Origin of the sequence: Corynebacterium sp. CCUG 61414 (assembly GCF_024453945.1) — a bacterium.
Lineage (GTDB): Bacteria > Actinomycetota > Actinomycetes > Mycobacteriales > Mycobacteriaceae > Corynebacterium > Corynebacterium pseudogenitalium.
Window position 1 is genome coordinate 56855 of record NZ_JAGPYU010000005.1, and the last position, 19546, is coordinate 76400.

The window sequence follows — 19546 nt, forward strand, 5'->3', positions numbered from 1 at the left end:
TCTGGCACGGAAATGGGCTCCAAAAAGAATTACCTGGAGTTTTCGGCAAGGTTACAGGGAGCGAGTGCCAAAGGACGCAATTTCGGTTTTGGAAACGGATGTTTTCCCAGGTCGTGAATTTTCGGGTGCGTCCTTTGGCACTGGCTCCACTAACGAAAGGGTTTTCTGGCAGTTAGCTGGGCACCAAAACCCGGGGTTTCGGCGTGCCGAAACAGCAAAAGCCCAGGTCGCCACTGGCCAACAATGGAATTTGGTGCGGCCCGCGAGCACACAAGCCCCCTGAACCTTCACCCCGCACCGGATACCATTGCCGCCATGAGTTCCCAGTACAGCGCAGTCGAGGTGATCCTCCCGCGGGAGGTGCCGCTTGGTGGCCCGAGGGCGATGACGGTGCATCGGACGATTCCGCATCGGCAGCGTCCGATGATTGGGGCGTGGTGTTTTGTGGATCATTATGGGCCGGATGACGTCGCGGTGACGGGTGGGATGGATGTGGCGCCGAGGGCGTTTGAGCACTTCGTGCCGGAGGAAGGGGAGATCGCGGGGGCGAGGGTGAAGGTGTTTTTGGGGGAGCTTGGGGGGTGGCGGAGTGGCGTCGATACGCGGACACCGCCGCTTGGGGCGCAGTTGCACATTGCCCCGGGGGCTGAGGTTGAGCTTGCGGTTGAGGCGCCGTTCGAGCACGGCCTGCTTGTCGACGCCGCCGGCATCCGCCTCGAGAACGTGGAGCTGCCGGTGCATGCGATCGGCTACATGGGCGTCGGTGAGACGGCGATGCACATCGAGAACACCAGCGACGAATGGGTGTATGCGCTGCTCATTGGGAGTGAGCCGTTTCGGCCGGGACTTCGAGGAGTTCAGGCAAACGCGGGGCTAGGTGCTAGGCGTCGGCAAGCATGTCGCGTACCAGGGGCACGACCTTGGTCCCGTAGAGCTCCACCGAACGCATGCGGGCGGCGTGGGGGATGTGCCCGACGGTGGAGTACACCATGTCGTATCGCCCGAGGTCAAGCGTGCGAACCGTGTTGGCGATCTTCGCCGCCACCGTCTCCGGCGAACCCACCGTGAGCGCGCCGCGGCTGATCTCCGACTCGAAGCGGCTGCGGGTCAGCGGCGGCCACCCGCGCGTCTTCCCGATGCGATGCTGAGCCGCCGCGTACTCCTCAAAGATGAGTTCCTTGGCTTCCTCATCAGTGTCGGCGACGAAGCCGGGGGAGTGTACGCCCACGGGGTGCGCGGTGGTTCCGAACTGCGCCGAGGCCTGCTTGTACAGATCCACGTACGGCTTGAACCGGACGGGTGCGCCGCCGATGATCGCGAGCATCAGGCCGAACCCGTACTTGGCGGTGCGCACGACGGACTCCGGCGAACCGCCGACGCCGACCCAGGTAGTCAGGCCATGTTCGGTTTTCGGGTAGAGGTCCGCGTTATTGAGCGCGGCTCGGGTCTGGCCGGACCAGGTCACCGGCTCCTCCTTCACCACCTCGGCCCACAGGCCGAGCTTCTCTTCGAAGAGCTGGTTGTAGTCCTCGAGGTTGTAGCCGAAGAGCGGGAAGGACTCGGTGAAAGATCCGCGCCCGAGGATCACCTCTGCGCGGCCGTTCGACAACGCGTCGAGGGTGGCAAACTGCTCGAAGACGCGGACAGGGTCGTCGGAGGACAACACCGTCACCCCGGACGCCAACTTGAGGCGTTGCGTGGCGGTGGCGATGCCCGCGAGCATCGTCGGCGGGGAGGAGATGGCGTAGTCGGGCCGGTGGTGTTCACCGACGGTGAAGGCGTCGACACCTATGGCATCGGCGAGTTTGGCTTCCTCGAGTGTCGCGCGGATCGCCTCGGCGTGCGTGAACAGCGCGCCGTCCTCCTTGCGCGGGATGTCGCCGAACGTATCTAAGCCGAACTCAATAGCTGCGGTATCTACCGTGGTCATGCCTGCTCCTTGTCATTGATCAGTGTGCGTAGCGTGTGCACGTCAACATTCGCACCGAACGCGGGGTGTCCGGGCTGCAGCGCAACCCCGGCATCGAGGGAGTGCAGGGGCAGGGGATCGAACCCAAAGTCGCGGACGAGCCCCGCCACCTTTTCGACGTCCCCTTCGCCATCCCCCGCCACCGCAATCGCCTTGCCGGTCCCGGAGCCCTCATCGAGATCGTGGTAGCCCATGTGGTTGAACGCCTTCACCACGCGAGATTGTGCCAGGTGATCCTGCACCAGCCGCGAGGAGTTCGCCTCCGCGAGCTCGGGGTGGTGGCCGTCCGTCTCCCACCAGTAATTCATCGCGTCGACGACCAGCTTTCCAGCCAACGCATCAGCGGGCAGTTGGCGGAAGTTCCGCAGTGGCAACGCAAGGATCACGACGTCGGCAACCTTGACGACGTCCCCTGCGGTAGCGGTCACCGCACCCGGTACGAGCGCACGCACAATCAGGTCGATCGCCGCCGGCTCGCCCGAACCAGCAAGCGTAACCTCGTGGCCTGCGGCGATAGCGTGCCTGCCCAGGACGGTGCCGAGCTTGCCCGCCCCCAGGATTCCGATATGCATCGTTAGCCCCTCTCATTTATGTGACGTGTCAACTATCTTAACGCGTCGGCGCTGAGAGTATTCCCGGGCTGCGTCTGATTCACGTAGCGGCGGAGCGCTGCGCACCAAAACCCGACTTTTCGGCGAGGCTCCACTACATTCCCTCAGGTCGGCGACCTCCGGCGAGGGAATTTGGCGCCTAGCAAAGTGAGACGCATGCCAAGAGACGCAACCCCATTTGGTCTGTCCATTTATAGTTCCAGGTGAGCAAAGTGCTAGATATTACGCGATGTCAGATTTGGCACTCTGCGAACTCCCTGTGCACCACAATCTCTATTTTCGACCGAGTCGCATGCCATTTCCCCAGTTCGCGAACAATCAGCAATGGAATGTGGTGCGCGAAACGCCGACTGCACTCGCTACCTTAAAACGTAATCAATAACCGTTGCGGAATTCGGACAGCCCGAGCGCTCTAGCATTACGGCAGTTATCGGCCGGTCCGCCACTTTGATGCCCTTCACCTTCTCCCAATAAGCCTCGTTTTCCTGCGCCACCCTCTTACAAAGCCCTGGGAACGCCTCAAAAATGTGGCAAAAGAAATCATCCGGAGTCAGCACGTCAAACAGAAACTGCTGTGAGTCAACATAGTCAACGAGTCCCCTGTCGCTGGTTACGACGTACTGGACGTTGCCAGCGACGGCAGCGCTGAGAACGTGATGATCATGAATGTCCGCGTACCCATACTCGCCAACAGCAAAACCGGAGATTTCCCATTCCGCCAACGCACCGCGAATTCGCTTGAAGCGTTTTGAAATAGCGCCCTCGGGAGCGTGTGGGTTATTTCTGCGCAAATGATACTGAGCTTCGGCGATAATATCCTCGGTCCACGCTGGAAAGAATGGTGGCTCCACATCTTTATCAGAGCCCAGGAAGAGAAGGAAGCACCAGTCGGTGAGAGTGCGGGAGTACCAGACGTTGGCGTCAAAAAGGACTGGAATACTCACAGGCCTTCGATCTCATTATCGAGCTCTCGAATCGCATCGAACTCGTGGCGTGCGCGCGCACGGCATCGCTGCAAGTATGCGACGACGTCTTCCCTGTGAAGCCGCGTGTGTGACCCGACTTTAAAGTAATCGATTTCGCCTTCGCGAATCCGCTTCATCAGAGTCGGCCGGGAAATACCGAGGTACTCAGCGGCTTCAGTGGTGGTGAGTATCTCGGAGGGGCGGGAAAGCGCGACACTCTCTCCGCGCGCGACCCTGGCCAAGATGGACTCGATAAAAGAGGCTAATGCAGGTGGAAACGTACCGCGCACGGCATCATGAAACGTTTCGGGGTTAGCCACGACCTGGCTGGCCTGCTGCTCGACAGCTTGAGTGACCTCAATTGCCGGATTAGTTTTCGTTGTCACAGCGCTTCACCTCCAGAGGGTTTACACTTATAACTGTAACATCCACACCATAAACGTGCAACCCGCCGTACTACGCCACCATTTGCCAGACCGTCACGCAAATGATCACGATGCCCAGGCCGAACACGAAGATCGCCTCCGGCTGGTTCGCGTAGTGGCGGAAGGCCGTCGCGTGGCGGAACAGGAGCATCGGCACGATGTAGACCAGCAAAGTAATGAAGATACCGCCGACGACCGAAATCAAATCCAGGATTGACGGGTTGAAGATGGCGACAGCGACCGTCGATACGAAGACGAAGATGTAGATGCCCGCGCGGACCGCACGCGGATTCCACTTCTCCGAAGCCTTCGGCGCCACCGCACGCAGCAAATACTGCGTGCCCTCCTCCGTGCCAAGCATGTGCCCAAAGTACGACGACGCAATCGCACACAGCGCGACCACCGGAGTCACCACCGCCATGAACGGCGCATTCGTCGTATTAGCGAAGTAGGAAAGGACCGGGATGTTCTCCTCGCGCACGACAGCCATGCCATCCGCGCCGAGGGCGAGCGTGCAAGACCAGACGAAGAACATCGTGAAGCTGACCAGGAGGGTGCAGGTGATCAACTCAATCTTGGACACCTCCTTCTCCGTACCGGCCACATCACCGTCATGCGACTTCTGCACATCCAACGCAGACTGCGACACCGCCGCCATATGCGAAAAGGAAAACACCAGCACAGGCAACACAAACAGCATCGCCTTCCACAGCGGCACATCCGACTTGTACGCCATGAAACTCTCCAGATCCCAGTACGGAATCAAGTACAGGGAGACGGCAGCGAGCGCCACGATCAGCGGGTAGACCAGCAAATTCGCGAACCACAGCGTCGCCTTCTTGCCGAGGGCGTAGGCGCCCGTCATCACGCCGACACAAATCGTGGCCAGCAGCCAACGGTCCACGTGCTGGCCGCCCATCTGGTTCACGATGAAACTGTCCATCGTGTTCGTCACCGAAACGCCGTAAATCAGCACAATCGGGTAGATCGCCAACCAGTACATCAACGCGGTGGCTAGACCACGCTTCCGCCCGGCCAGAGAAGTAATGACCTGCAGCACGTCCAGGCCCTTGACCGGCGAGGCCGACACAATCCTCGAATACATCCGGTGCGAGAAGAACACCATTGGTCCAACCAGGATCGTCGCAAGGAGGAGGGGCCAGAAGCCAAAGGAACCGGCGTCGATAGGAAGGAAGAGGATTCCGGCGCCGACCGCGGTGCCAAACAGCGTAATCGCCCACGACCAGGTACTACCGTCCGGAGACGGGGCTCGGCGCGTACGGCGGATCTCGCGCTTGTCCGCCGGCGTGAGGTTCTCCAGCTCGAACTCGTCAGCGGCAACCTCCTGGTGCTCGCTGCTGAAAGGTACGGGGTCCGTGGCGCGCTCGCTCATGAAATCCTCTCTCGCTCGACAATAATGTGACCCCACACACCTTAGCCGATGAATGAAATTGAGCTAACTTATCGACGGCCAGCTGCACGGAGGCTTGGGCGGAAGGTGTCAAAAACTGTCCTTAGCGATTTTGTGAACAGAATTGCGCCTGGGCTATCGGAGTGCCTCCGGAACGTGCTGCACCGCCACCACATCCAAGCCAAGCACCGCCAGCACGGCTTCAACCTTATCCAGGCGAACCGAGCGTTTCCCCTGTTCAAACTCGCGAATGAACCGTTCCGACACCATCGACAGGTCGGCCACGTCCGCCTGGGTCAGGCGCATGGCACGGCGTTGCTCGCGAGCCTGCTCGCCGAGACTGCGGGGTGTCGGGGGCATGGGGGCCTTTCGGTGTTGTGATTCTGGAGGGTTTCGGCCTTTTGAAGTTTCGGCACGATCGTGCCGTTTTGGAGTATATTGTGCGGAATAGTGGTGCACAAGAGGCAGTTTCGGCACGATCGTGCCGGTTTCACGGAGTTTGGTCAGCACCGCATTCACCAGGAAAATCCAGAAACATATCGCACATTTGTTCTATATCGTTTGGGGGTGGCAGGATCCATTTGTCTTTTGCAAAGTTAAGATAAAGGCATATAGTTCATTTTCAATTTTCACTTGCCCTACCCGAAAGGAGCGATCATGACCGCCCCGCTCGTTGAAAATCTGTCGAAAGAAGCTGCACGTCATGAGCTTGCTGAACTCAAAAAGTCGATCGAATCCCTTTCTGGGGACTCGTTCGAAGAGTTTGAAGAGCGTGCGGACAACTACAATCTCACACCCCGTGAATTCGCCGTGTGGGAGCGTATTTCGGAACTACGCTGGCTCCTTGGCGATGACTAAAAACGCTGAGCAATTACAGGCCCTGGTCGCCGAGTTCAGCGCAGACCTCGCCGCTACGGTGGAAGCGTTCACCGGACAGCATTTTGAGTTTAGTAGCAAAATAGTTGAGAACGGCAGCATTTCGATCCGCCTAAAGCAGATAGAGGACCGTGTAGGCATCATTCCTCTATCTTGGAACGGGCACGTAATACTCGGATTGCGTCCGACGTTTAAATGCACCTGGGATTCAACTCACAGTTTCTTGGCCGTGGCGAACTCCAGCTTCGCTGTTCACGCTCAAGCAAAATCAAACGACGAACCGCTTTTCAGAGTTGAGTACGACCGCAACAAAAGCAACAGACCGAGTTCGCACTTCCACGTTCACGCGCATCGGGACGAAGTAGCCCACCTTCTAGGCCTAACAAAGAAGTTGGATTCAACGAACGATCAGAAGATAAAGAAATTTACTTCGGAATTCCCTCGACTCTCAAAAATCCATTTCCCTACTGGTGGGCACCGTTTCCGCCCGTCATTGGAAGATGTCTTAGAGAGCCTCCGCCAGGAGTTCAACCTCGATACCGATCTAGGAAGATGGAAAGCGCACCTAAATAAGTCACGCTTGAAATGGCGAAAGATCCAAACAGCAGCCGCTATACGCGACTGTCCTCAAACGGCATACGAGATACTTGTGAATGAGTTCCAGATGCCCGTACCCGAAAGCTGGGAATGTCCGTCGGATAACGACGCCAAAATCGTTCGAGATTAAACCCAGCGGATTAGCAAGAGGACGCGGGGCGTCGATAGATGAACTCGTGGTCGCGGTGATTGCCGACCTTGAAGAAGTACTCGCCAGCCTTGGAGAAGCCGTAGCGGTGATAGAAGCGCTGCGCACCAAAGTTCTGTGACCACACGCCGAGCCACGCAGTGCGCGGACCGATCCAGTCGAGGACCAGCTCGATGAGGGTGGAGCCGAGGCCGGACTTTTGGTGATCGGCAAGGAGGTAGAGGCGTTTGAGCTCGCGGTCCTCGGGGAGGACGTCGGGGTGGGGGAGGCCGCAGGGCCCAGCGAGGGCGTAGCCCACGAGGGCGTCGTTGTCCTCGACGAGCCAGGTGGCGTGGTCGGGGTCGGCGAGGAGGATTTTGTGTTTCTGCAGGTCGTAGGCCTCGTTGAGGAAGGCTGCGAGGTCGGCGGGGTCGTAGAGGTGGCCGAAGGTCTGCGTGAACGTGGCGGTGGACAGTTCGACGAGGGCTTCGGCGTCGGCAGGCGTGGCACGGCGAATCGTAGGCATGGGGACAGGATAGGGGAAGGGATAGGCGTCACAAACGGAGTCGGGAATTTGTGAACAGAATTGCAGATGGGAGTAATCCGGGCTTACGGGACATTAGGGCGCAGCGGAAGACGTTTGGTGGGACAGTGGGGCGTCGATAAGCAAGAGTCCCTGCGGTACCGTGGGCTGCGTGACTGATGCACTTGCACCGAAGCCTGAAGACCTTTCGATCGACGCGCCGTCGGAGCTGCGCGAGCAGGGCTACGACCCGGTGGCTGCGGGCAAGACTTCGTGATCTAGGAGGATTATGCGAATTTACACACTCGGGTTTTCACACAAGAGCGCGGAGGAGTTCTTCGACATTCTGCGCGATTCCGGCGTGCGGCGCGTGGTGGATATTCGCCGCTCGAACACGAATCAGCTCGCTGGGTTTACCAAGAAGGACGACCTGCGCTACTTCCTGCGGGTCATCCTGGACATGCCGTACACGCACGAGCTGGCTCTCGCGCCGTCGGCGGATCTGATGCGCGCATATCGGCATGACGAGGTTGGCTTCGATGAGTTTTCGAAGCAGCTGCGCGAGGAGTACGGCGCTGGTGAAGTCTCGTCTCTGGACCGCTCGCTTTTTGACGACGCCGTGCTGCTTTGCTCCGAAGCAGACCCCTCCACCTGTCATCGGTTAGTTGCCGCCGAGTACCTCGCCGAAGTTTGGGACGACGTGGAGATCGTGCACCTTTAGGGGTGTGTTTGGGCTTAGCTGTCTTGCTCGCCGTGGCGTTCGCCCGTAAGCATGCTGAGCAGCAAAATGTTGCCCGCCGACAGGGCATCATCCGGGCAGTAGACCGCGTGCGGCACGTACGCGCGCAGGTGGACAACTTCTCCCTGCTTGAGCGGGAAACGCTCGCCGCCGCACTCGAACTCGAGAGACCCGTTGAGGCACTGCACGGTAATCGGGTGGGCCGCCTTGTGGTCCGGCAACGTCTGGCCAGGGCAGAAATTGAAGACGATGAGGTTCGCGCCGTCGCCCTGCAGCAGTCGCTTCACCCCTGGCCGCGCGTTGTCCGGCCGCGGAGCAACGGCGTTGATCGTCTGGATGCAGGTGGCGTGGTCGGTCGAGTCTGCCGAGTCGGCAGCACCAAACACTTCGGGGCGGTTGACAGGTAGGTCGTCTTTTGGCTGAGACATCGTTGATCCAATCTGTGGGGTATCGGGGGTGGTGGCATCTGGGCGTTTACGCACCATTTTATCGGCTCAGTCCGCAGCGTGTGGCGTACGCAGGATGACTCGTTAGCGGGGCTGACGTTTGGTCAGTGGGTGCATCTTCTCCCCAAGCCTCATGCGGGAGAACGCAATGCTCGCGTAATTCTTTGGAATGAGGCGCTTGAACCGAACCTCTCGCCCTATGGCCGAAGCTCCAGTAATCGCAGGCGTTTCCAAAGCCAGGCGCTTGCGGTCAAAGAACTACGCAACCGAGCTACTCATCGACGCCCGCTAGTCAAAATTGAGTCAACACGACCCACCGTAGGTGATGATGGGGCCGAATCGCGCCAACTGCACTGCGATCAACCGGATTCTACGGCGCATGGCGACGACTACGCTCACCCGCCCCAAACCGTGCTCCCCACCGAAGCGATGGGGGGCTCAAGCGAGTTCACCGGGCGGCGGATCGTTGGCCCCGCTATGTTGCATGCCGCGATTATCGACGGCACGCTCGCCCAGTGGATGCGGAGGCTGGAGGCCTTCTGAAGTAGTTGCCTCCAGCGGAGTCGGGATTTTGTGAACAGAATTGCAGATGGGAGTAATGGGGGTTGAGGCACTACACAGTCGCTGCTCAATTCAGTTCACTAGTATCCCGTTTTCGGTTGGGGCAGGGCAGGGGGTTAGCGGTTCCGGTTCAGGAAGCGCTCCGCGGCACTGCTTCCCTCTACGGCGGTGAAGGCTTTGCCGGGCTCGGAGGAGCACCAGTCGTAAAGGATGGCAGAGGCGGCAGCTAAACCGAAGATCACTGCGGCGACCGTGCCGATACGCTGGACGTTCGGGTCAGAAGCAATCTCCTGGAACCTCCGGTTCGCTTCCGCTAATTGGGCGCGGAGGGCGGCGGAGGGGTCGTCGTTACGCGGGGTGCGACCATTGCGACCGCGATCTGGCGAATCCTGCTGGAACGCTGCCTGAATATCCGCATTGATGCGTGCGAGCTGCTCATTCAGCGCACCGGCGTACGGACGGGCGAGCTCACCGCCAACCGCCGCGAGCACACCCACCGGCACGAAATAGAACAATGGCGACGCCAACGCGTTAGCGAAGCAGCGCTCGGCAGTCTTGCCAGGCGCGGTCGGGGTCGACGTTGCGGTGACGGTCGGCGTGGGATCCTGCGGGTCCACCGGGGTGGCCGGAGTCGTGGTGACAGTGGTCGTAACGGTCTCCGTGGCCTTTTCGGTCGTTGTGGTGGTCGTCGTAGTGGTCTCGGTTGCTGTGGCCGTTACGGTGGTCGGGGTGATCTCCTTGGTGGTCACCGTGGTTGTTTCGGTGGTCGGCTCAGGGACCTTCTTCGTAACGGTGGTCGGGGTGATCTCCTTGGTGGTCACCGTGGCGGTTTCGGTGGTCGGCTCAGGGGCCTTCTCCGTCGTCGTCGCGGTCTCAGTCACCGTCGTTGGAGAGCAATCGCAGTCCGCCGTCGTCGTCGCCGTGGTGGTTGCGGTGGTAGTCGCCGTCGTAGTTGCCGTCATCGTTGCCGTGGTGGTTGCGGTGGTAGTCGCCGTCGTAGTTGCCGTCGTAGTTACGGTGGGCGTTGGCGTCTCGGCAGGCGAGGTCGGGGCTTCCGGCGCTGAGATTTGGGTCTTGGCGGTCTCACGCTTGATTGGGTTCATGATGACGCCGCCGACGTAGCTGCTGTAAATATCCGACGGGTACACCTCCGTCATCGAACAATGACGCTGGTTATCGTATACGGGCTGCTCGATGACTACGCGGCTACCGCTAGGAAGGAACACCTGCCCAAGCGTTTTGTTCAGGTCGGCGCGATTGAGGTTCAAACCCCAGTCGTAAGTTTGCTGCCAAGTCGTGTTTTTATACTGCTCATTGCGCTTCTCCAACGTTCTCGGGTCTGTCAACCGTCCCTCAGCGTCGAACTCACCAGCTTTGCCGGTGACCTTCTTGCCGTCGGCGTCAAAAATGGTAATGGTGGCGTCGCCAAGCTGAACATTGGCTGGGTCGGTGACGCCGAGGAAAAGCTCGGTAAGCCAGGCGCCGTATTCACCAGCGTGGAGTTCGTATTCCGTCTTGGCAATCCAGGTGCACTTGCCGTCAACTTCGTGAGGCGAAACAGTACGCTTACCCGGGACAGCGTCGAAAGAGAACTCCGGATTAATCAGCGCTTGGGCAGCGCCAGAAAACGTCAAAGTCTCACCCGCGGGAGCATCTTTCGTTGCTTTGACGGGGACGGTGATCTGGAAGTTGCCTTTCTCGCCCATAGCGCCACGAAGGTCTACTTCGTACGACCCTGACGGGAGTTGATTAAACGCCAGAGTGCCCAAGGACTGGCCATTGATGTTTACTGCCGCTTGGTCGGCAAGCTCGATGCCGTCTGGCAGCGTTACCTCAACAGTGAAGCCTAAAATGTTGGATTGACCAGGTTGAGCAGCTGCGTCCCCAGCAGGAAACGGCGCCTCCGCTGTTCCCGAAATCGTTATATTAAACGTGTCACCAGCTTTGACCGCGTCCGTCTTATCCGTTTCGACCTTCACGTCCACAGCCGGAATCTTCGCAGAGTCTGTCACATCAGGGCTCGGCTGCATGCCTGCCGTGTCTTGCTTCTCCACATACGCGCCCGCCACCGGGCCTCCCACGGCAGTAATTGACCCGCACGCAATAGCAACTGCGCCGCACACGGCAAGTAGCTTTTTCCGGTTCATACTCTATTTCTCCACAAATCTGTACAACGCCGAACACAGGCGACTTACACAGATAACAGTAACCCTTTGCAGACGGTTTTAATAGAGCTTTAATTATCGACGCCCCTCCGCACCCCGGGTGCCCAGTGCGCTCCGCATGCTACTTCGGTCTCGTCGACCAATGCTGGTCACGGGGTTTTCGGCCCATTCTGAGTATCTGGGCCGATTTCGCGGTTCGGCGATCGCCTAATCGCCGAAAGTGCGTACCGGGGTTGGTCGACCATAGGAGGTTAACCGGAGCGGATTTTAGGCGAGCAATGATGGCGGCCGAAGTGCTACAACCTAACATCTTGCGACCGCACTCGGACCCACATCACGCTCGGACCGCTCCCCAGTCGCAGGCAAGATCGATGGGGACAGATCCGAGGCCTGAATGCTGGCGTTCGAGGGGTGGATCGGCGAATCGGAGACATGGGGGCAGAAGAGGGATTAGGTAGTGGGTGGGGACGTGCTTCACGCGCGGAGTCGAGAATTTGTGAACAGAATTGCAGAGGAGAGTAATGGGGGTAGAGAGGTCGTGGCCGGGGCAGGTTGGGAAGGTCATCCTCGACCACCCCCGCGCATGCGGGGAAGACAATCGAACCCCCGCGCCGTGACCATCCGGGCTGGGACCACCCCCGCGCATGCGGGGAAGACTTCGCCTCGGCCAGTGCGGTATCCGCGTCTACCGGACCACCCCCGCGCATGCGGGGAAGACGCCACCAAACAGCCCGCCTACCGCGTCTGATAGGGACCACCCCCGCGCATGCGGGGAAGACGAAGCGGTCTTGGAGGTGGTCAATGGCTAGGCGGGACCACCCCCGCGCATGCGGGGAAGACTGCTTCAGCCCACCATTGAGCGCGGCCGGAGTGGGACCACCCCCCGCGCATGCGGGGAAGACACCACGTATCACATTCTCGTTCCCCGCGCATGGGGACCACCCCCGCGCATGCGGGGAAGACGTCGTTGTCGTACAAGCCGGGGTGTGGAAAACCGGACCACCCCCGCGCATGCGGGGAAGACGCCACAATGTTCGCCACCACCCCATGCCCCGCGGGACCACCCCCGCGCATGCGGGGAAGACCTCGGTTGGTTTGACATGTGCCCCCTTTGGTGGGGACCACCCCCCACGCATGCGGGGAAGACGCTTACTGACCTGGAGTGATGTCACACCACCGACCATTTTAGATACGACTGCCCCGTCAGCAAGGCAGGAGCACTAGTAGTCTTAAACCGGAGCACAACCGTGACACTACGGGGATTAAGAACTGTCCATGATGGGCTCCCATACTTTGATTTGGCCAGATTGCCGGGTTGGCTGGTCGCGCCACTTGTAGATTGGCAAGGTCGAAATGGGACTCATGACGAAGTCTTGGATTTCTTCCAAAGTCGACCATTCGGTAGGCGCGGTCAGTGTCAATTGCCTATCGCGGACACCGGACCCGTTCTCGTCACCTGGCATGCCGAGTGCAACCATGCCCGCGATTGCCCAGGCCAGATGGTCTTCGGAGTATCGCCGATCCATGTCACCAGAGAAGCGATCGTCTGTGTTGACGTCGAGTCCTCCGGTCCCTTTGCCATCCACGAGGCCGATGGTGGGGTCGTAAAGTGATTGTGTTCGTTGAACGGGGTCATCGGTGACAATGGCAAAATACGGCTTTCCGTTCCCGTGGAAAATCGGGATTGAGAACAACCTCGACTCCCCATCGTCAGTGAAGGCATCGAAAAACAAAGGAGCGGCCTCCGGGCACTGTTCAAGCGCCGACTGCCGGTGTTGGAGGTACCACTTATTTCGCCCCTTCACTCGATCCTTTGCATCACTATCGCACAAAGTGCCATCCGGACTCTTGAAACCGGCCCCGACCTCTAGAGAAAAGGCCATCGAGTTATAGAGCTGCATGTCCCAAGAAGGATCAACTGTCGACGACAGTTCCACCTTGCCGTCGACCACCCTGAGTTTCGCCGAGGTATCGCCATTGCGGACGCAAGAAGCGAGCGCTCCGATGCCTGCGAGAAGCATCGTGAGGGAATACGGCCGTGGGCCTGTGAACACGTGCGTCACCGCGTACTCGGAGACATCGACGAGGGAATTGGGGTTGACATGGATGTTGAGGGACTCCCACGACTCGGCTAGTCCACTGCGTGGAGAGGCCGATGCCGCCCAATCCGCGCTCCGCAGCATTGTTTCGTAAAGGGCCACGCCCCAAGGTCCAAATTGTTCCTCGAGAAGTCGGTAGCGCAGTGAGTTCGTGTAGGTTGTGCCATCGTGCGGGCTCAGGCGCCGAGCCCAACCGTGGTGGGACAGGATCAGGTGGCGCACGAGTTCGTCCGCGAAAGAGTCACCACGAACCGCGGTCGCTGAAAGGACTTCGTGACGCCACGTCGTTTGACCGCGATCAAGCAACGACGGCATGACGCGACCGACCGGTTTCGCAACGGGTTCAGGCAGATAGTTGCCGAAACTGTGTTGGAATCCGGGGTCAACCTTGCCGGCGTCATGAAGGAGCCCAGCGCGAGAGACTGCTTCAACCATGTCGTCGGGAATACCGGAAAGCGTCGCGTATTGTTCGGCGAGCTGGGAAGTCTGCACGCTGTGGTCGGCAAGCGTGACGCGTTTGGGGGTGCGTCGCGCTGCAGCTGTGGAGTAGCGGACGCCAACGGCACGGCCGCTGAGCACAACGTCGAGGTTCTCAACGTCAACGTCGGAGAAGCGCTCCGCTATGCGTTGCAAGATGAGATCGGCTGGTTCGAGGCCAAGTTGCTCGGCAAGCATGAAGAGGTCTTGCTCATCGAGAAGCCCGATATCGAAGAAACCACGTCCCTGCTGAACACAGATCTGCATCGATTGGTCTTCCACCGGCGCTTGCAGCTTCGTAGAGAACCCCGTCTCTGGGGAGTAGCCTCCCTCGGACGCAGAGATAACCACTAGCGCATCCGGTTCCACCTGGCTGATGGACTCGGGCTGCACCCATTCTTCGCCAACACGAATACGACAGTTGATGGTGATACGCTGCGACTTCGGTTTGTCGCCACTCCTCGCCACAGTATCCGCGAACGCCGCATCCGATGACTTTCCAGAGAGAAACGCCTGCGCCTGCCCGATCGGAATAGCGATCGTTTCGTCGGGAAATACTTGCGCTTGGTCAAGTATCTCATCCAGGTTTTCACGCCACGCCAATGTGACACTAGCGCGGTCTGTCGCATCAGGTCCGAACGCCAACGCTTCCCACGGAACCTGCGCCGGAGGCCTGGTCGAAGTCAAACGAGGCAAGTACTCCTCCACCGAACAGGTACGAGGATCAGGTTCCCATGCCTCAGAGGGAACCACGAGCGTGCTTGCGTCTCCGATCAGACCGTCTTCTGCCTGTGCAAAGAGACTGTCACGCGATGCCTGCATCTGCTCGCGTCCATAAATGGATTTCGCGGCACCGTCAGGCTTTACCGGAATCACAACAGTGGACTCGCGCTGCTGGCGCAGGCCGGTACGATTCACACGCCCAAAGCGTTGCACTAGTGCAGGTAGCGACGGCAACTCCGTCACCAGTACCTCTGCATCAATGTCCACGCCGACCTCGACAGTCTGCGTTGCGACGATCACCGTGTCCGGAGTGAAATCATCCGGCAGTACCCGATCAATGGGTCGAACCGTCGAAGTCAGCAACACGACATTGGCAGAACTACGCTTCAGCTTCGTACGCAATTTCTTCGCCACATCAACAGCCCGCTTCACCGTATTCACTACGACCAAGACGCCATCGCTGTCTGGGTCTTGGGAGCGTGATTGAAATGCGGTTTCCGCAGCCGCTACCAGCTCGTCTACCGGCTTCGACGTCTCAACTAATCGGACCGGTTTCTTGATCCCCAACCGGGCCTTCGCCGCTGGAGACGGATCCTCGGCAAGAGAACCAATGAAGCAATCAGCTGACCTCAGGCTTTCAGGAATTGTCGCTCCGAGAACAACGGTCGAGCCTACGAGAGGCGAACGCGGGTACTGGCGTTGGAGTTGCTCCACCTCGCGCCACATTTTGACGGCGGCCGGGGCAAGGTGGGGTTCGTCGATAAGAATGAGGCGATCAACACCCGTAAGACCTGCATGCATGGACAGTGTGCGTGGGGAGACAGAGACGCCTCGGAACAGCGTGCGGGAAGCAAGCTGCGTTACCGTTGCCGTAATGATTTGTGCGCCCACCGGAGTAAGCCACTCACGTTCGGGGGCTTTGCCACCATGGAGCGACGTGACACGAAGCACCGGCCCCTTGTGATCTCGTGGAAGCAGCTGGCGTAGCGCGTCTCGTACCGGCGCAAGCTGCGGCTGTGTCTCGAGTCTGTTCGCGATAATGGCGCCGTGTGCAGCAGCACCATCCACTACTAAGCGGCGCTCAACTGTGAGGAAAATACGCAGCGGAAAATGGCGCGCACCTACGCCGTGCTCGGCAACGTCTTTTGCTAGCGCCCAGACGGCAATATCCAACGTCGAGGTCTTGCCGGCACCGGTTGGTGCAGCGACCTGCTCAGGCCAGCTCTTGCGCTCCCACACTTGCTGGGCGAGCTCATCTTGCCACTTGAACGGCGCGAATCCATGCACCGCCTCGTAGAACGAGGCAAATGTTGGGAAAGTGCTCATGATTGGGCCTCTTTCGCTCGATAATCGGGAAGACAGACTCCGGTGCCATGCTTAGGGTCCAGTAACAGCGGGCCGTGGACGACATCCGGGGTGCGCAAAACAAGATGCCAAGCGCGCTGCGTGGGTAACGTCGGAACATGCTGTTGCCCGGCGCGAACAGGCGCTGCAGACATCTCAAGGATTTCGGCATCGGGTACCGCGGCAAGAATCTGCTGGGTAGCGACCCACTTTTCAGGGTGGCCTATGAACGGAACCGCTGTCATCCAAACCTGCGCTGGGCGAAGCCAATAGCTCGGCTGCAGCGTGATCGCCCCTGTATTCTCGCCGAGTACTTCAGTATCGAATGACGGATCAAGAACGACTCCACCGGTGGTCACGACGCCTAGGCCTACCGCGGAGCCATCCAGGTAACGGTTGCCGGAACGGGTTAGAGGGAAGGCTGCGACGCCGCCTTCGCCACGAACCGACTTCGCGTACTTGAGCGCCTGCTCGAGGGGAAGTGGGCGTCGAAAAGCGAGGGGAACGAGCACACTGTCGCTGTTCGGAACCACTGCGGCGGGAGCATACGAAGCTGTCCGCACGCGGTGATCCACGGGAATGGTGACCCGTGCATCCTCACCGAACGTGGACGCGTAGCGATCATCGAGCCAGCTCAGAAAACCCGGTGAGAGCACACGGAGTTGCTTACCTCCCCGTGGCATCGGCGAGTAGAACTCATGCGAGTTCGCACACTCGCGGATCAAGTCAACCTTGGAGGTGCGGCCTGCGCTGATCACCACCAGGTCAGACTCGCGGCCGAAATACCCGACGTCGTTGGCGAGCTGCTGCACCAGCGCAAGCTGCTCATCGTTGATGTCGAGCTGCTCCCACACGAAGTACAGGTCCCCAGTGACCACAAAATGCCCACTGGAGCGCTTGCGAATCTTTCCACCGCGTTGCCTCATGATTCTCTGCGGACCTTCAAACACCTTATGATTAGCTTTCTTACCGCCCGGGGTTGCGGTAATCGGCTGCATATACGTTTCTCCTGAGCCTCCTGCATACGCGGGCGGGACAACGATGAGCGGATCCGCCGCAGCGCATATCTCACTCAAAATCGCACGAGCATCTTCGACCTCCGGTAAGCGATGTGCCGCTGCAAGCAGCGCTGCGACCAACCTCGCTGGCGACGGCGGGAACACGACATGATCCTCGTGATGCCCCGAGTACATCCCCGCGACAAATTGAACGGAAAATGTCAGTGCCACTACTTCTTGCCTTTCTCAGACTTCTTCTTGCCTTTCTCAGACTTCGAAGCTTTGGACTCATTCAGGATAGTCGTCGCTCGTGCAGCCAAAATGGCCTCCGGGCACTCGGTATAGATCGGCTCTGCGAAGCGCAGCTCCTCAGGCAGTCGGCCATATGCTGCCTGGAAACCAGCGATCGCTGCGTCCAAGTCAATGTCCCAATCCTCAGCAGTACCAGCAGCGGTGATGCGCTTGAATCCTGATGTCGACTGCACCGTGACCAGGTCACACCCTGAACGGAGGAAGTTGTCATCCTGCGTAACAAGCAACCCGAAGATTCCTAGCCAGGCCAGTACATCAGCAATCAGATGCGACGCTTCGCGGTTACCAGGCACCTTAAGGTGCCGCAGGTTGGTCAACGATACAGAGGACTGGCGCAGAATAGAACCGCACGAAAAGGCCTTTGTCGTCGGTGCGTTTGGTACAGGACCGAGACCGAACTCCGATGGGGATTGGTCGCCGCCTTCGCAAAGCTCCAGTGTCTTATCATCCCGCTGCAAATTCACTTCGGCCGAGATGCCGCCAAGTACGTCACCTTTCGTCGCGCCATACGCAATATCGTGCGCGTCATAGCCTGTCATCACCGACGAGAGCGAACGCGCCAGCTTGTGACGCCGCGGAGCGACCGACGACAGCCAGAACCCAAACAGCGCGGAGTTAGGGAAGTAGCGGAACAGCAAGTCTGCACGATCGGCTGAGGCGTTAGTGATGATCCTGTACACCTCGCTATCGCGATCTGCCCAGATCTGCTTGCCATCAATCTCGCTGTGCCTGATGTACGCATCCGCATGACGGTGAGAAGTCACCCACGTGCTCGCTTCAGCCTGGCGTAGGTCATTACGCAGCATTTCAGCGAGGAACTTCTCGTCATACGGTGCTGCATCCTTCTTCTTCAACGCCTTCGTTGCCACCTCGAGTAGCTTCTCGTCGCTGGTCTTTTCATGATCCAAGAAGATACCTGGCAGCTTTAGCTCCAAGAGATCCTCATTTTCGATGATCGCCGTTTCAATCCGCGTTGCCTCAGCACCAAGCGAATTCACAACAACCGACGGACGAAGCACGAGCGCACCAGAATCAGGGTCCTTCGCGAACTCGCGATAGCCCGATTCAGGAGTAGGTACTGGTTGCGCCTCAGAACGAGCAAACGCAGCCCCATCAGAGCTTCCAATGTAGGTCGGCGGTGCGATCGGTGCGCCACGACCAGCTGTGGGCACCATGTCCCCAACATATGTGATCGCCGCGTAGTTCTTTGAGAGGGAATCATGAGACATAGGAAATAGTCCTTTCAGATAGTTCAAGTGAGGTTATGCAATTGGGGAGAGCCTCAGAAGCCCGCAGCCAAAGTTTTTCGATCTACCGAAGCCCTCGCGATACGCTTTGAGCGCCAGCTCAAGATCCGCGACCGTGACTTCAGCGGCAATATCTGCAACCGGCACCGTACGTTTCCTGATCGGCATCCGGTACGAACGCGCAGCATCAAGACTGGCGACCGAGAAGCCAACCCGCTCAAGCTTTTCCACCAACCATTGCTCGAGCTTTTCGTTCGGCACGGGGACACGTTTGCCATGGATTGCCGGCCGGTTCGGAAGGTTCCAGATTTCCTCCGGCACCCACGTAGCAGGGGTGTACGTGGTTTCAACCGTTGTCTGGAGGAGATAGCGCTTTCCAGCCTGCGGTTCGGTGTGTTCTGCGTCCGCCACCGAAATATCGGCTGTCTGCTTCAACGGGATGCAGGAACTGACGAGCATCTCAGTTGGTTTCGCCATCGTCCACAGCAGGTGTGCGGACTGTCGTGGGGATTGGTGATCAAGCACTCCATCAGGGAGCAGCGCCATCAAAAGGCGGTGGCCAGCGCCGTGGTCTGTCGCGATTTTTTCGGCTGTTCTCGACGGCAACGTGAGCACATACCGCGCGTATGTAGGGGTTTCATTTATCATAGACCCCAATATAAAAGACGGTCCGGACGTTACTGGCGGGCTGTGGAATTCTTGTTCGAACGTGCTCCTAGACCGAAGCACACTCTGGTGGAATGGGTGACTGTATACCCGAGTAGGAACGACATGGCAGACACGGACTAGCCTGAACTGTTCTGCAGCTCCGTGCCTCGACCTCCACGTCCGAAAGCACACCCCACGAGCTACTGCAGTTTAAAGAGTAACCAGATTTAGATCTGGCGTATGGAAGTGACCCAGAAGTCATGGTGCCTGATCATTTGCAACG

At 59.0% G+C, this 19546-nt stretch carries 16 protein-coding genes; 3 read left to right on the top strand and 13 right to left on the bottom strand.

From position 1 onward, the window contains the following. Positions 1-880 precede the first annotated feature (880 nt). From KBX14_RS05790 to KBX14_RS05815, 6 genes are all read right to left on the bottom strand, one after another. Positions 881-1930, bottom strand: coding sequence for an LLM class flavin-dependent oxidoreductase (locus KBX14_RS05790; protein WP_256042039.1), 1050 nt, complete (start codon positions 1928-1930; stop codon positions 881-883). Beyond that, the gene (locus KBX14_RS05795) at positions 1927-2541 is read right to left on the bottom strand and encodes an NADPH-dependent F420 reductase (protein ID WP_256042040.1); all 615 of its coding nucleotides are present in this window, start codon (positions 2539-2541) and stop codon (positions 1927-1929) included. Before KBX14_RS05795 ends, KBX14_RS05790 begins: the two co-directional genes overlap by 4 nt. Before the next feature lie 398 nt (positions 2542-2939). Then, a complete protein-coding gene (locus KBX14_RS05800; RefSeq protein ID WP_256042041.1) occupies positions 2940-3524 on the bottom strand; it encodes a PIN domain-containing protein in 585 nt (194 codons plus the stop codon). Next, complete coding sequence (locus KBX14_RS11300) at positions 3521-3931, bottom strand: helix-turn-helix domain-containing protein (RefSeq protein ID WP_070478714.1); 411 nt, start codon at positions 3929-3931, stop codon at positions 3521-3523. Before KBX14_RS11300 ends, KBX14_RS05800 begins: the two co-directional genes overlap by 4 nt. Before the next feature lie 70 nt (positions 3932-4001). Next, positions 4002-5363, bottom strand: coding sequence for an amino acid permease (locus tag KBX14_RS05810; RefSeq protein WP_256042042.1), 1362 nt, complete (start codon positions 5361-5363; stop codon positions 4002-4004). 153 nt (positions 5364-5516) lie between these two features. Next, the gene (locus tag KBX14_RS05815) at positions 5517-5741 is read right to left on the bottom strand and encodes a helix-turn-helix domain-containing protein (RefSeq protein ID WP_256042043.1); all 225 of its coding nucleotides are present in this window, start codon (positions 5739-5741) and stop codon (positions 5517-5519) included. A gap of 297 nt (positions 5742-6038) precedes the next feature. Between KBX14_RS05815 and KBX14_RS05820 the strand changes: the two genes are divergently transcribed. Continuing rightward, on the top strand, positions 6039-6239 hold the full coding sequence (locus KBX14_RS05820; RefSeq protein ID WP_256001199.1) for a hypothetical protein: 201 nt from the start codon (positions 6039-6041) through the stop codon (positions 6237-6239). Further along, positions 6232-6984, top strand: coding sequence for a hypothetical protein (locus KBX14_RS05825; protein WP_256042044.1), 753 nt, complete (start codon positions 6232-6234; stop codon positions 6982-6984). Before KBX14_RS05820 ends, KBX14_RS05825 begins: the two co-directional genes overlap by 8 nt. Positions 6985-6994: 10 nt before the next feature. On the opposite strand, the gene KBX14_RS05830 is transcribed toward KBX14_RS05825, so the two are convergent. Further along, positions 6995-7507 (bottom strand): GNAT family N-acetyltransferase, encoded by a 513-nt coding sequence (locus KBX14_RS05830; protein ID WP_256042045.1) that lies wholly within the window; start codon positions 7505-7507, stop codon positions 6995-6997. 286 nt (positions 7508-7793) lie between these two features. Here KBX14_RS05830 and KBX14_RS05835 point away from each other — a divergent pair, with 286 nt between their 5' ends. Continuing rightward, positions 7794-8225: a DUF488 family protein gene (locus KBX14_RS05835; RefSeq protein ID WP_256042046.1), complete on the top strand. Its 432-nt coding sequence runs from the start codon at positions 7794-7796 to the stop codon at positions 8223-8225. Positions 8226-8239: 14 nt separating this feature from the next. Here KBX14_RS05835 and KBX14_RS05840 read toward each other — a convergent pair whose 3' ends face one another. The 6 genes from KBX14_RS05840 to KBX14_RS05865 form a co-directional block, all read right to left on the bottom strand. After that, positions 8240-8671: a cupin domain-containing protein gene (locus KBX14_RS05840; RefSeq protein WP_256042047.1), complete on the bottom strand. Its 432-nt coding sequence runs from the start codon at positions 8669-8671 to the stop codon at positions 8240-8242. 695 nt (positions 8672-9366) lie between these two features. Beyond that, positions 9367-11397 carry a hypothetical protein gene (locus KBX14_RS05845; RefSeq protein ID WP_256042048.1) on the bottom strand — a complete coding sequence of 677 codons (2031 nt, stop codon included), beginning with the start codon at positions 11395-11397 and terminating at the stop codon, positions 9367-9369. A gap of 1280 nt (positions 11398-12677) precedes the next feature. Continuing rightward, on the bottom strand, positions 12678-16040 hold the full coding sequence (gene cas3u, locus KBX14_RS05850) for a type I-U CRISPR-associated helicase/endonuclease Cas3 (RefSeq protein WP_256042049.1): 3363 nt from the start codon (positions 16038-16040) through the stop codon (positions 12678-12680). Then, entirely contained in the window at positions 16037-17287 is a 1251-nt protein-coding gene (gene csb2, locus KBX14_RS05855) for a type I-U CRISPR-associated protein Csb2 (protein ID WP_256042050.1), read from the bottom strand. Before csb2 ends, cas3u begins: the two co-directional genes overlap by 4 nt. After that, positions 17287-18597, bottom strand: coding sequence for a type I-U CRISPR-associated RAMP protein Csb1/Cas7u (cas7u, locus tag KBX14_RS05860; protein WP_256042051.1), 1311 nt, complete (start codon positions 18595-18597; stop codon positions 17287-17289). Before cas7u ends, csb2 begins: the two co-directional genes overlap by 1 nt. Positions 18598-18630: 33 nt before the next feature. Then, the gene (locus KBX14_RS05865) at positions 18631-19263 is read right to left on the bottom strand and encodes a type I-E CRISPR-associated protein Cas6/Cse3/CasE (RefSeq protein ID WP_256042052.1); all 633 of its coding nucleotides are present in this window, start codon (positions 19261-19263) and stop codon (positions 18631-18633) included. Positions 19264-19546 lie beyond the last annotated feature (283 nt).